The organism is Escherichia sp. E3659, assembly GCF_005781135.1.
Lineage (GTDB): Bacteria > Pseudomonadota > Gammaproteobacteria > Enterobacterales > Enterobacteriaceae > Escherichia.
Genome location: NZ_VATQ01000040.1, coordinates 1 through 13,924 on the forward strand (window position 1 = coordinate 1; position 13,924 = coordinate 13,924).

General features: G+C 57.0%; 9 protein-coding genes. 2 read left to right on the forward strand and 7 right to left on the reverse strand.

Annotated features, from left to right (window positions below; translation table 11 throughout):
* Positions 1–163 precede the first annotated feature (163 nt).
* The 3 genes from FEK47_RS21185 to FEK47_RS21195 all read right to left on the reverse strand — a co-directional run bounded on the left by FEK47_RS21185 (position 164) and on the right by FEK47_RS21195 (position 5,226).
* A complete protein-coding gene (locus tag FEK47_RS21185) occupies positions 164–469 on the reverse strand; it encodes a hypothetical protein (protein ID WP_240730982.1) in 306 nt (101 codons plus the stop codon).
* A 510-nt stretch (positions 470–979) separates the two neighbouring features.
* Positions 980–2,080 carry a site-specific tyrosine recombinase XerC gene (gene xerC, locus FEK47_RS21190; protein WP_135487788.1) on the reverse strand — a complete coding sequence of 367 codons (1,101 nt, stop codon included), beginning with the start codon at positions 2,078–2,080 and terminating at the stop codon, positions 980–982.
* A 353-nt stretch (positions 2,081–2,433) separates the two neighbouring features.
* Positions 2,434–5,226 (reverse strand): CHC2 zinc finger domain-containing protein, encoded by a 2,793-nt coding sequence (locus FEK47_RS21195; RefSeq protein WP_135487789.1) that lies wholly within the window; start codon positions 5,224–5,226, stop codon positions 2,434–2,436.
* Between the two features lie 97 nt (positions 5,227–5,323).
* On the opposite strand from FEK47_RS21195, the gene FEK47_RS21200 reads away from it, so the two are divergent.
* Both FEK47_RS21200 and FEK47_RS21205 read left to right on the forward strand, forming a co-directional pair.
* Complete coding sequence (locus FEK47_RS21200; RefSeq protein ID WP_135487790.1) at positions 5,324–5,725, forward strand: helix-turn-helix transcriptional regulator; 402 nt, start codon at positions 5,324–5,326, stop codon at positions 5,723–5,725.
* Positions 5,726–5,797: 72 nt separating this feature from the next.
* Complete coding sequence (locus tag FEK47_RS21205) at positions 5,798–6,091, forward strand: SymE family type I addiction module toxin (protein ID WP_135487791.1); 294 nt, start codon at positions 5,798–5,800, stop codon at positions 6,089–6,091.
* Positions 6,092–6,134: 43 nt separating this feature from the next.
* Here the strand turns inward: FEK47_RS21205 and FEK47_RS21210 are convergent, their stop codons facing one another.
* The 4 genes from FEK47_RS21210 to FEK47_RS21225 are packed head-to-tail and all read right to left on the reverse strand — an operon-like array spanning position 6,135 to position 13,645.
* Positions 6,135–6,599 carry a hypothetical protein gene (locus tag FEK47_RS21210; protein ID WP_135487792.1) on the reverse strand — a complete coding sequence of 155 codons (465 nt, stop codon included), beginning with the start codon at positions 6,597–6,599 and terminating at the stop codon, positions 6,135–6,137.
* Positions 6,593–11,233: an RHS repeat-associated core domain-containing protein gene (locus tag FEK47_RS21215; RefSeq protein ID WP_138183363.1), complete on the reverse strand. Its 4,641-nt coding sequence runs from the start codon at positions 11,231–11,233 to the stop codon at positions 6,593–6,595. Before FEK47_RS21215 ends, FEK47_RS21210 begins: the two co-directional genes overlap by 7 nt.
* 4 nt (positions 11,234–11,237) lie before the next feature.
* Entirely contained in the window at positions 11,238–11,666 is a 429-nt protein-coding gene (locus FEK47_RS21220; protein ID WP_135487793.1) for a DcrB-related protein, read from the reverse strand.
* Entirely contained in the window at positions 11,666–13,645 is a 1,980-nt protein-coding gene (locus FEK47_RS21225) for a type VI secretion system tip protein VgrG (RefSeq protein ID WP_135487794.1), read from the reverse strand. The genes FEK47_RS21220 and FEK47_RS21225 overlap by 1 nt, the downstream gene beginning before the upstream one ends.
* Positions 13,646–13,924 lie beyond the last annotated feature (279 nt).

Sequence of the window (13,924 nt, forward strand, 5' to 3'; positions counted from 1 at the left end):
GCCTTTTAGCCCTATCGGATCATCGGGACGATCCGGTACAGGTCATACTTTTTAACATGCTACCGCCCGCGCCGTTTCTGGCTTCCCGGCTATCACCTTTTACTTATTTAACAACACGTTAACCACATTTCCCCGACGCGCGTTTTCACGCCCGCTCACCATATCACCACCGCCACGAACCTGTCATTCCGCTTTCCACTAAGTCCGTTTCCGGCACCCCGTGACGGGGGGCCGCCAGGTCGCCACCGGCGGCATGGCGGGGCCACGGCGCGGGGTCTGCGGGTGCGGGCGGCAGAGAGTCCGCAAGCGACGGAACGGCGCTCTGTGGCACCGCTACCTGACCGGGGTTTGCCTGTGCATGACCACACGGACCGGGGCGGGCAGCGGAAGCTGGCGAGGCGGGAACGAGTAACGCGCGGCCTTTTTGCGCGGCACGAGCCGCCGCAGCCAGACGACGCCGGGCGGGCATAAAGCCCTTACAAGCGGAGGCCGCCAGGCCGACACCCTTTTCTGACTGACTGCCACACGATCACGCTGCCGCAGAACGGCACCGGAGCCGCCAGGGAGGGCGGCGACTGCGGGGCCACAGAACGGCACCACTGCTGACAGCAGAACGGAGCGCCAGCGAAGCTTTGCGCTGCACGGGCCGCGGAGCTGAACGCCGGGGCGCAAGACATAATGCGGATTGTGCGAACACGAGCCGCGCACAGCGGGTCGGGTTCGCCACTGTAGCCACCCGGCGAGAGTGCGCATAATCCCCCGCATTATGTTGAATGACGTTTGCCCCGTGCTGCATGGTCGCATGGGGCGCGGCTGCCTCCACGGGGCGGACGGCATTTACCCCCGCGCGCTCCGCTGGCAAGGGGGCAGTCAACCGCCAGGGATGGCGGTTGTCTGCCCTGCACCTCACCCCACGGCCTTACAGGGATCGCCCGCTAACTTTGCGGCCTGTCCGGCGACGCAGCTGCTTCGCCCGGTATCAGCGTCTCCGGCTGCGCTTCCTGCTGACCAGAGCACGCTCCATCTCCGCATGGTTACGCTCACGCCGCGTCTGCGGCTCTGCCGCCACCTGCGGGCTGCGTCGTTCCGGCCACGTCTCATCCTGCTCTTCCGGGTGCGTCAGCGCGTGAACTTCCTGTAAGTGACCGATGGCTACCCGCGTGTAGATCTGCGTCGTCTCCAGCTTCTCATGCCCGAGGATCGCCTGGATATGCCGCGTGTCCGCGCCGTTGTCCAGCATCTGCGTGGCCATTGAGTGGCGGAAGATGTGACAGGCTCCGGGTTTCTGTATCCGCGCCTTTTCACGGATGGTTTCCCCGCCGATCTGCGTCAGCGTTCCCCGGTTCAGTCCTTTGCCGTGGTACGTCACGAACAGGTGACCACTGTCAGCGCGTTGCGTCAGGTGAGGCCGCACACTGCGCAGGTAGCGCATCACCCACTCCAGCGCCACATGGCCCACCGGAACGACCCGATCCTTCTTCCCCTTGCCCTGGCGCACGTTCACCACGCCGCGCGTGAAGTCCACGTCTGACAGCATCAGGTTCGCCACCTCCATGCGCCTGATCCCGGTACTCCACAACACTTCCAGTATCGCCCGGTTGCGCAGTCCCAGCGGCTTCTCCGTGTCCAGACTGCCCAGCACCTGCCGCGTCTCCTGCTCGCTGAACACCTGCGCCGGAAGCCGTTTCTCCTCCTTCGGCAGTGTCAGCATCTCTGCCGGACTGTAGAGGATGACGTGCCGTTGCAGCAGCCAGCGGAAGAAGTTCTTCACCGCACTGAGGCGGTTAAGCTGCCCACTGACCGCCAGCGTGTTGCCGTCAGCCTTGCGGTAGCTGCGTAAGTGGCGCTGGTACGCTTCCAGCACCGCCAGGCTGACCTGTGGTGCGTACAGCAGGCCGCGCGCCTCGCACCATGTCATGAACGGTAACAGCCGTTCGCGGTAGCCTTCCACGCTGCGCGCGCTGTAGCCTGCGGCTTCCAGGCTTTCCAGCCAGGCGAGCATGTGCTGGCGCTGCGTCGTGTGTTCGTTCTGGCGACTAAGATAAAGGGCTTCCTGCCCCGGTGATTTGGGCTTTGTCATGATGATTGTCCTGATTGAGATTACGGTACGATGGGGATAAGAACAGAGGATGGAACAGTGGTTTTTCAGGCAGGCCGACCGCTTCATGGTATAAGTCTTACAGGGCGCGGCCTGTGGGGGTATTACGTTACCCGACCACCTGCCGACTGACTGCCGACCGGGAGCCGACTATTGCAGCCGCCACCCCGACCGGATGAGGTCATACTTATGCTTCGGTGTTGCTCCGGCCCGGACGGGCCGCAGTATGATTGCGGGGCAGGTTTTTTCCGTTCTGCCGGAACTGGGTTTTTTCCTCTGCCCCGACCGCTCCGGCCTGTAAGCCGCATCGAGTCTGGTCTGCGGTGGTTTTTTCCTTAACCCGACTGACTGCCGACCACTGCCCGACCAGAGGCCGACCGTTTCGCCATCTGCCCTGACCGGGCGGGGTCATGCGGCGTTTCCGGTACGTCGATCAGCCCGCACAGGTGCGCGGCGTCTGCGCTGCTGTCCCCGTCGAACAGCAGTTCATAGCAGAACGTCAGCCCGCGACGGTGGACCAGCAGATATTCCATTTCGACCAGCCTCGCCAGGTGGATCTTGAGCTGCGTGTCGCCCCACTGTACCGCGTCACGCAGTTGTTTACGGGTGAACCGCATCGCCTCACGCGCCTGGCCGCTGCCGCTCACCCATTGCTGGATCAGGGTTAACAGTTTGCGCGTCTGCGGCGGCATTTCGTCCAGGGTGCGCCCGAGTATTTCATGTGCCAGACGGTTCGCCAGGGCGATGTCCTCCCGCGTCACCTCGATGTACTCCACCACCTGCCCGCGATGCTCCACGCGCTTGATCTCCCGCTGGTACTGGTGCAGCAGCGCGATCGCCTGGATCAGCGTCAGGTATTTCATGTGGTCGCGCCGGGTGCGGGTTTTGTCGCTCATGAACGTGAGCTGTGACGCGAACGGGTTCACCACGTTGAGCGGGCGTAACAGCCGCTGCGCGTTCTGGTGAAGCTGAGTGATGTAACTTTTTTCATTCGCCGCCAGCAGGCCTTCCAGCGTCTGCGCGTAACGCTGCGCCGCGTGGATCGCTTCCGTCTGTTCCCGCGACTCGTTCACCGTCAGCACCAGGCAACGGTTGAGTAACTCTTCGTCAACGTCGATCGCCGTGGTGGTCAGCATCAGCATCACCGGGCCTTTTACCGTGTACTGCTTCGTCACCAGGTTGCCGCTGGCGTCGTCCTTGCCCGTACTGGCGATGGTCAGTTCCCCGTCCGACTGCAACAGCTTGAGCGCATACGCCGCCTGGCGCACACCTTCTTCTTCCGCGATGGCGAGGATCTTGTGTTGCAGGTTGGTTTCACCGAGGTAGAACAGGCTCTGCCCGGTCATGGCGCTGTACTGTAAGCGTTCTTCCGGCGGGATCAGGTTGAGCACCGCATCCATTAAGCTGGACTTACCCGCCGCGCTCGATGACTGGATCAGCACCGCCAGCGGCCTGTCCAGCTTACGCGACACCGCCGCCAGATACGCCGCCGTCAGGTTGGTGGATTCACCCACCACACCACACGCCGCCATGTCTGCCGCGATGCGTGATGCAAGATCCGGCGAGCGCAACAGTTCCAGCGCCGCCTCCCGATCCGTGTCGCTCATCTCCGGGGCGGCGTTTTCCGGCTGCGGTGCAGCCTGCCAGTGCTCCAGCGCCAGCAGCACTTTTCCTAACGAGCGACGCAGATCGCCTTCTGCAAGGCCCAGCTCTGCGGCGGCGGCCCGCGCATAACCGCCGCGACTACGGGCGCTCATCATATCCACCGCATCCGCGAACACCACGCCGCTTCCGGTGTCCAGTACCTGCGCGTTAACCTTCATCGCGGCAGCGTTCGGTTTGCGGCTTACGCCCCGGATCGTCCAGCGTTCGCCCGGTAAGGCTACCATCAGTTCACCATCAGCCAGGGTTTCCACGCTGACGCCCGGTGCAGGGGCGCTGACTGCCGGAAGTGCGGCAACATCAGCGGCTAATGAAGTCAGGTGTGCAGGCTCCGCGCTGGCCTGCGGCGCGATACTTTCCGCGTCGGCCAGATCACTCATGGACACCGCGCCATCCAGCAACAGACTGAACGCCTGCTCCGGCTCTGCCACCTGGCACAGATAGCCGTTCGCATCCATGCCCGCCGGGAACAGTACACGGAACGTGGCGATCCCGGAAGCGGCTAAGGAAGAAGCCAGTTTTACCGCCGCCTCATTACCCGCCGGATCGTTGTCGTAGGCGATCAGTATCTGCTTAACGCCGTGTGCCAGCAGTGCGGCCCGCATCTCATCGGTGAAGCCGTTCGCCCCGTAAGCCGCCGTGACGTTACGGAACCCCGCCACCCAGAACGACATGGCATCTATCAGCGATTCGCACAGGATAACCGACGCCGAACCGATCAGCGCCTGCTCGTTCCACACCCCGCCATGAGCACCCGGAAGGTACAGATGTAACGCCGTGCCTTTACGCAGATCATTACCGATCTTGCGCCCATACATCTCGCGGATCTGCCCGTTGAGATCAACAACCGGCACAACCAGCGACCCGGTGAAGTGTTCATGCCCGGACTCACGCAGCACACCCACACCCTTAAGCCGGGCGCGGATCTTCTCACCTGCCCGTGATTTAACCGCTGGCAGGCGATAAGGCAGCGTGCGGTTGGCGAAGCCTAATTTAAAGGCAGCGACCAGTTCAGGATGGTTAAGGCGGCGCTTTTCCAGATAGGCCACCGCTTCCGGCGCGTTCAGCAGCGTGTGATGGTAGAACTCCACCACGCGGGAGAGCAGTTGCTGACGGCCCGCTTCATCTTCCGCGAAGATTTCCGGCTCATCCTTTGTAACCAGCGGCACCACGGCGGGATTGTCGCCCAGCTCCGCTTTCAGGCGTTCCGCCGCCTTACGCAGGCTGAGTTTTTCCGTCTGCATCACCCAGTTCAGCACCGATCCGCCTGCGTTGCAGCCGAAGCAGTGATACAGGTTTTTCTCCGGCGAGATCACACAGGACGGCGTTTTCTCGTCATGGAACGGACACAGCGTGGTGAAGTCTTTCCCTTTCTTAACCAGTGGTCGCCCCTGCGCCTGAACCACGGCGACTAAGGAGACGGCGGCTTTCAGGTGCTGCAACTCTGCTTCCGGGATGCGGGCCATTTGCTACCTCTAAAACCTTGTCAATGGACATTAATGTGATATATAGTAATCACATTAATGTTGCATTACAACAGGCAGCTAAAAAAGAGGGCATACAATGACAGCTATTGATTTCCTGATGACAGGTCTTGATATGTCTGCTTTTTCCGAACGCCTGAAAGCACTGAGGGAAGCCAGAGGGCTGACCCAGACACGCCTTGCTGAGATGATCGACGTACAGCCGAGAGCCTATAACCGCTGGGAGCGCGGCCATATCTCGCCGCAACTGGAGACGCTGCTGAAGCTGGCTGATGTGTTACAGGTTTCGCTTGATGAACTGGTTGGCCGGGTTGATACCAGCAAGGATGTGAAGATCCGTAACGCTGAGTTGCACGAACTCTGGCAACAGGCTGATGCGCTACCGGATGAAGAACAAAGAGCGTTGATTATGGTGATTGACAGTTTTGTGACTAAAGTCAACGTGGAGAAGGCAGTCAAGAAGAGTGTGAGACAACGTTAAACAGCGCGGCGGCAATGAGTTCGCACCTCATTACCGCCGCTCACCACAAGCAACTAACAGGAGTAGTTAATTATGGCTGAACACGATATTACGCCAGAAGTCGCCATTTCCAAAACAGAGCGCCGCTGTACCGTGGGTTATCTTCCCAACCGCAGCGACACACCGGTGATCAAAATCAGCGCCAAATGGCTGAGAGAAGCGGGATTTGAGATCGGCACGGGCGTTACCGTGAGGATCTCGGAAGGCTGCCTGATCCTGCTTGCGGATAACAACGAAGTACAGGAACTGCGCAGGGAGCTTTGTCAGGTTAAACAGGCAGTTAAGGGGATGCGAGAAGGAATGTTTAGTGTGCTGAACAAAAATTAAATAATAAAAAGCCGGGAAGACTTAATACCTTCCCAGCCTTACCTTAGTCAATATAAGAAGTGCCAATAGCATTTTTATCCTGCTTAATCATTTTTATTATTAACTCCCAACCATCAACAATATAATTTCTCCCAGAAAAAATATATAACACATCGCCAGATGATAAGTTTTTATCCATTATTTCATTGCTTTCAAACTCTATTTGAGAAATAAATATCATGGGTACATCATCAATAAATCTCCAACTAGCGCCTCCAACCCATTTTGGCTTTTTATTCATAAATAAGAAATTTTCTTGAATAACATTAACCATCCATGATTTCACATCTAATGGAATGGATTTAATCCAGTTTACATTTGGTTCAGGGTAGGATGTTAGTAAATATTCATCATACACACGTTTCATGAACAATTCAGACTCGCTGTGACCAAGTCCTACGCTACAGGTCTGTGCTGCTAGCTCTGACAAAGCTGAAGAAAATAAAATATAATTACGATCAATCACCATGAACTAACCCCCGTAATAAGTTCTATAAATTCCATTCCTGAATGACGATATTTATCTACTTCTTGATGTTGCCATGGATCTACTTCGTCTAAATTATTTTTAGCGTGAACATTAGGTCCGCCTTGTCGCTGCGGTATATTTTTATGGTGTAACTCATATGGTATATCTCTTATCTCTATTTTACCCGTTTTAATTACTTTAACTCTAGCTGTGAATTTAGGTGCACGTCCACCAACCATTTCTAAAATATTTCTTGGCGAATATAATCCTGAAGGATTGGCTAACTCTTTTGCACCAACATCTTTCCAATAATTTTTTTGTTCTGTAGACCAACACTTAAGACCAAGTGGATCGATCCATGACAGCGGATTCGGCCCATAAGCATATAAGTTTAACCCGCCTTTTAGCCCTATCGGGTCTGGCTGGGTAAACCGCCCACACTCCGGTGCATAAAACCTGAACGTATTATAGTGAAGCCCCGTTTCTGCGTCAAAATACTGCCCCGAGAACCGCAGGTTTTGCCCCACTGTCAGGACTGTATGCGCACTTGCAGCCTCCGTTTCTTTCCCCCACAGTTCATAACGCGCTTCATACACCAGTTTCCCTGACTCACTTGTCATTGCTTCCGGCAGGCCGTTCAGCGCCGTGTGGTAGTAATATACCGTGGTTTTCGGCGGGCGCGTGTCCTGTGGTTCTATCACCTGCCGGGTAAAACGATCCACCCTTGCCAGCGGCTCATAACTGTCACCGTTGTAGACATACAGCACCTCTGTGGCCTTTCCCGGACTGTCTTCTCCCCGCAGCCGCATCCCGTCCCAGATAAAACGTACTCTCTCCGGGGCCGCTTCCGCTTCGCCCTCATCATGCCACCGGTACAGCCGTTTCCCCGTCCGCCGCCCGAGCAGGTCGTAGTCGTATTCCACCCGCTGCCACCGGGAGTACATCCTGTCCGCAAACCGCACTTCCACCATCCGGTTATCGCTGTTATAGCGGTAATCCTGCCGTTGCGCCTGCTCATCCGTGCGCCTGCTCATACGCCCGAAGGCATCATACTGGTAGTGCCAGCCCCGGTACTGCATTAACTGGTTATTCTTGATCGCCGGACCGCGCTCCTCCATCAGGTTTCCGGCCAGATCGCAGTACTGCCGCACCGTGAAATGCTGCTGTGCGCTCAGGATCTGCCCAGTGCAGTCATACTGGTACCAGGTGCTGCCGCTGCGTTCCTCCGGGGAAAGCAGCGCCTGCGCATCCTGTGTCCGGTGGTACCGGCTCATCAGGAAGCCACGCTGATCCCAGGTATAACGCCGCTCCAGCAACGGTGTTCCATGCCGCTGCTGCGCCATCTGCGCCAGACGGGCAGTTACCCGCCCGGCAGCATCATATTCCGTGCGCAGTGTCAGGCTGCCCTGGGTCCGGCTGATTTCCTGGTGCAGGCTGTTACGTTCAAACTCAGCCAGCACCGTCTGCTGCCCGTCGTTGTCTTCCAGATTGAGCTGTTGCAGATGCCCGCTGCCGTAGTACAGCCGCTTCAGGCGGCGACCATCCGGCATCTGCGTTTCTGTGCGGTTGCCCAGTTCGTCATAGCGGTGGGTAAAAACGCCCGCCGGGTTATGTTCTTCCAGCAGGCTGCCATACGCATCCGTGACCAGATGCAGCGTGTCCTGCGCAGCAATATTTTCATCCCCGCGCTGTTTCTTCTGCCAGTCATCCGGCGTAAATCGCTGGAGTGTCAGCGTGTTTTTCCCATACCGGTAACAGACAGCGCCATCCCCGTTCTCCCGGTACTGCACCCGTCCGGCAGCATCATACGCCAGCCGGGTGACCTGCGGTAAAAGCGCCTCCTGACCGGACGCCACGGGAGCGGGATAGCGGGTTATCTCACAGATATTGCTCCGGCTGTCATACCGGTACACTTCGCGGCAGCCCGTCAGATCGCAGGACTCTTCCAGCCGTGACAGGCTGTCCCGGCTGAAACGGTACGCTTCATTTTTCTGGTTATACAGCGCAATAAGCTGCCCGCCGGCATCATATTCGAAGCGCACCTGGCGCTGCTGAGGATCAGTGTGGCGGATAACCTGCCCGCGCAGGTTATAGTCAAACCGGCTGCTCTGACGTGCCGGATCGGTCACACCGGCAAGCTGTCCACGGGCATTGTAATGGCAGGTGGTTTCGCCACCATCAGGGCGGATTTGCTTTTGCAGGCGGCCCGCTGCTGAAAACGCCTGGCGAGTGCAGTTACCCTGCGCATCCGTCACGGCAGCCAGCCGTCCATACTCATCATAATACAGGTGGGTGGTATACCCGGAACAGTCCGTCTGCCGGGTTAACTGTCCACGATTATTCCAGCCGTAGCGGTACAGGTTGCCCCGGACATCCTGTATGCTCTCAACCAGCCCGGAAGCATCATGGTTATAGCGGGTGATGAGGCCTGCCTGGTCAATGGTTTTGATACGATCACCAAAGACATTGTAAACATGGCGTAAGACCAGCCCTTCGGGATATTCCTCTTTCAGCGGAAAGGCAAAATCCCGGTCCCAGTCAAACCGGTATTCCTGACCGACGGGATCAACCACCTGGATCAGGTTGCCGCGCTCATCGTACTTAAAGCTGTGTTCATACTGTGCGGGATCAACCACCCGCAGGAGTTCCCGGTTATCCCCCCATTCATACAGCCAGCAGATATCCGGGGCAGGCTGCCAGCGGGTAATGTTGTACTGCTCATCCCATTCATGCAGGCTGTCCGGCCTGCCATCACCATAATGCAGCGTGGCCCGGCGCGCCGCCGGATCGTAATCAAACAGGATTTCCCCGCTGCGCTGCTCTCCTTCCTGTAGCCAGTGCCGTGCGACATGAAAATGGCCGGGAAGACCGGAAGTTGGCTGCCAGCGGTAATGCGCCTGCAGGCCATCCACCGTCTGGTGCATGGTCAGGCGCCCGTGCTCCGCATCCCAGGCAAAACGGCGCATCACGACCCCGTCAGCATCCACGACGGCGGTGAGCTGCGCCTGTTCATTATATTCATAACGAATACGCAGTACGCCCGTCCGGGTATCCTCCTGCCGGTACTGCTGGTATACGGCCCTCAGACGGGAATGCTGCGGGTGATAGTCCAGATACAGGCAGAGGGCCTGAAGATCATCCTCGATCCGCACCGGCAGTCCCCGGTCATTGTAGTAATAGCGGATACCGTTCAGATGACGATCGCATTCCTGAATCAGGCGGAACCGGCCATCGTGCAGGGGATTTGCCTCAAAAATCTGGTACTGTCCCTGTGCGCTTTCCAGCACGAACATACCAGCCAGTGGATGATAAAGCCGGAAACCTTCGTCCACATAGAACATGGCTCCGCCCACCGGAACATCTCCCAGCCCCAGCTCCCTGCCGGACATGTCATGAAAAAATATCTGCGCGCTGTCCTGCGTTCCCGGCGCTGAAGGTTCCTGATGCAGGAACACTTCAAACGGCAGGCACCAGCCCCGGCCAAGAATGCCTTCATCGCTGTTAAGGCTGCTGTAAACCCGCTGCCATGCCAGCGGGATTACCCCGTCACAGGCAAAATCCAGCTCATCCTCTCCGCCCAGTATTTTTACACCGGAGGCGATGTGTACCGGCCTGGCTGTCTGTGATGACGCTTGCAGCCCTGAAGACAGGGACGATAATGAAGTGGAAAGTGTTCCTCCGGCCACTATCCCCAGCGTATTGCCCAGGACCGAACCCAGCATCAGACAGGGCAACTTACCCGCAAACTCCCTGGCCGTTATCCTGCAAAACAGAGCCTGCACTGAACTGACCAGAAATCCTCCGGCAATAAGCCCTGCATAGTAAGCGAGCATATTTTTGCCGGTGTGTATCTCCTTCACCACCAAGCTGCGCCCGCCAATACGGACTTTCGCACTGGCCTGGGTATGGGCAATCACCGCCTCGCAGGTACTGCGATCACCGTTACGGCAGGCGGGCTGGCTGTTAATACGTACGGTTTCTGAACCTTCCGCCAGATATTGTATCGGTTGCGGGGGATGTTTATCACAATGAATCGTGTCCAGCAGTCGTGGCTCGACATGCAAAGCCGGATCGGGGCCATCCACCACCGGATTGCTGATGGATTCCCAGACCTTACTCCAGAATCCCTGTTCATCTTCCTGAGACGGGGTACTTTCCCCTTTGAGGTAAGCAGCAAGTTTCTTGCCTGCCATCCTGCCCAGTTCTGCCGGCAAAAGAGGTAGTTTGGCAATCATAATAGTTTTTGCCACAATCCCTTTAACGAGTTGCATCCCCTTACTGTCAGGTGGATTAGCCGCTTCCGCCTCCAGCAGTGCCAGTAATATTTCATCCGGCACAGCACCTGCCGCACGGGCGGCTGGCCTGGATTTCACATTAACGTTGTTTGAGCCTGAGGTTATCGTTCCTGCAACATCCGGGGGAAACCAGCTACTGACCGTATCGCCGAGTTCAGAAATAACATCGCTGAAAATAAAGCCGGCAGTCAGCCCTACCGCCAGTCCAACAGGGTTGGCAGAGGCACAAAAAAGTACCCCATAGCATACCCCTTCGACCAGGCCCCCCATGAAATCCCCCAGGGCAGACGTGTGCTCAAGAGGATCTTCCATTTTGGCCGCCAGATAATCTGTTCCCATGACCTTACTCCGTTACCGTCTCACGCGGGACAAAACTGGCCAGGATATTCTGCCATGTCTGGTGGTCCTGCTCTGTAAACGGATGACCGAGCGTCCATGCCAGGGCCAGCAGCGATTTTCCGGACAGGATAATGTGTTGTTGCTGGTAATGAACCAGCCCGGAAATCTCTGCCTGGCAGGAAAACTGGCAGACGCGTTTTCCATTCTTCATATCAGTAAACTGCGGCTCCGGGATTTGCACATGGCGTGCATCGCGCTTAATTTTTTCAATCTGGGCGGTGACGTAATCTTCCAGTGCCGTGGCTCCTGACAGAGTGTCCCGCGAGATGGTCAGAACAGCCTGTAATTCAGGCAGTCGCAAAACATGCGTGGTGCAGTCCCGTCCTGAAGCCGGTAACGTAAGCTGCCCTTCATTAAAGTGATAATCCGGCATTATTTTTTCTCCGGTTGCTGCGGGGGAAACTCGGCGGTGACACGCTCAGAAATAGCCGACGGCGTCAGTGGACCGGGCTGTTCGATACCTGACTTTGCGCCGTCCATATTCAGATCCAGTATCTGGGCTGCGGTGATTTGTCCTCTCTGGTCGGCATAAATGTTGAAATTGGTGCAGGACAGGGCAACCGTACCGTTGGCCAGCATGACCAGTTCAGACTCACCACATTGCAGATGAATGGCGTTTCCTGCGGCAAGATGCAGCGTACCCTGTACGAGAACTTCATGATCCCCGCCGGTCACTATCGACTGCCCCTGCAGCACCGCAACCTGACGTAAACTTTCGACATGTGTGAACTGAGCCGATTTAACGCTGGTACTCTGCATCCCGGTCACTGAGATATCCTGGTTGCCTCCCACCGTTTCGGTATGGTTTACCTTCACATCCGTGGTCCGGTTATTCAGTACCTCGGTATCCATGTTCTTCTGGGCATGCATGTACAACTGCTCATTACCCGCCGCATCATCAAACTTCAGCTCATTAAACCCGCTGCCCATGTACGTCTTCGAGCGGATGGTCATCTGCGTCTTCGTCCCCGGCAGGCTGCCCGGCGAGCGGTTATCTTCGTGGTAAGTGCGTCCCATAATGATCGGCTGGTCCGGATCGCCGTTGAGGAAGTCCACAATCACCTCCTGACCCACGCGCGGTATCGCAAGGTTACCGAATCCGGTTCCCGCCCACGCCTGTGCCACCCGTATCCAGCACGAGCTGTCCTGATTTGCCGGGTTATAACGGTCCCAGTTGAATTTCACCCGCACGCGTCCGTGTTCGTCGCAGAAGATTTCCTCACCCTCCGGCCCCGTCACGACGGCGCTCTGCGGACCGTCCACCAGCGGTTTAAGCCGCGGCTGTGGTCGCCATGTCCGGTCTGCCGGGATTACCACAAAATGGTTCTCCAGCGCCGTCCCCGCGCCCCGCCATCCCGGCACCGCTTGTGGCTGTTCGCCGTGCAGCTCACTCGCCACCACCTGCCATTCCCGGTTCAGGTTCGCCTGCGGATGCCCCGTCAGCACAATTCGCCGTCCCGGCCATATCTCCGGCGAGCGGCTCATTCCCCGCGCGGTCTCTGCGTTGTTTCGCCAGCCGTCCATTTGCCAGCGGGCAAAGTTCTGCCCGTGGGCACCCTTGTAACGACCGGGGTAGTCATACACTTCATACTGCGTGCGCTGGTAATCCTGGTGCTGGCCTTCCTGATCAAAACGTCCGGCCCAGCCCGGCCGTTTAAAGGTGTAGTCTTTGGTCACCACAGAGGAAGGACGGATTTGTGCGCTGTAGCGGAACTGGCTGATGCAGAGGGTGCTCACCTCGGTACGAGTGTTCGGGTTCCAGGGGATTTCAAAGGATTCCGGCAGATAGCGGACCGTGTCGCACAGCACCAGACTCTGGTCGGTACTTTTCTGCGCGTGCTCCTCATAAAAGAAGATGCCTTCCTCCGCTGCCATCCGGCAGAGAAAGTCGTAATCGGTTTCGCCGTACTGGACACAAAACTCACGGGAAGGATGCGGCTCGCTGAACAGCGGGCTCCACTCCGTGACGTCGTTTTCCTGCAGTATGGTGCCAAGGATGCTTCGGATGTCCTCGTTCTGGAAGATACGGAAGTTCTGCCGCAGTCCTGCCCGCCACAGCGGCGGGTGCACCTTCATGCTATACAGCATCTGGTTTTTGTCGTTCTCGCCCAGTTCAAAACAGGTCACCACGCCTTTCACCCGGCGCTGTACGTCATCGCCCTGCCATACCGTCAGGTAGGCCATTTTGTCCAGCACCTGCTCAAATTCAAGGGAGAGAAACTGCTGACTGACCAGAGAGAGATCTAGGGAAAAAAGCGAAGAGAGTGACTGGTTCAGATGAAAGGAAACCACCGCAAAAGCATCCGGTGGCAGGCCGTCCACTTCCAGTGTGAAACGTAATCCGGTTGACATAGCAACCTCCGTGAAAATGAATAATAATCCGCACATATTGCATGTACAACATGTCGGGCGGATGAGATAAGCGAGTCGACATCTGGCGTTACCGGGGAATATCAGAAAAATGTCATGGTTATGTGATGATTTAGTCCGAGATTTTACTTCAGAGAAACGGGTGTCTGTTTAGTAAACAAAATAATCACAAACGCAACGGATGGGTTCTCGACGTTATTCACGTCAGGCTCGTACATTACAGCGAGTAACAAAAAAAACCTGATATGCATAGTCAAACCA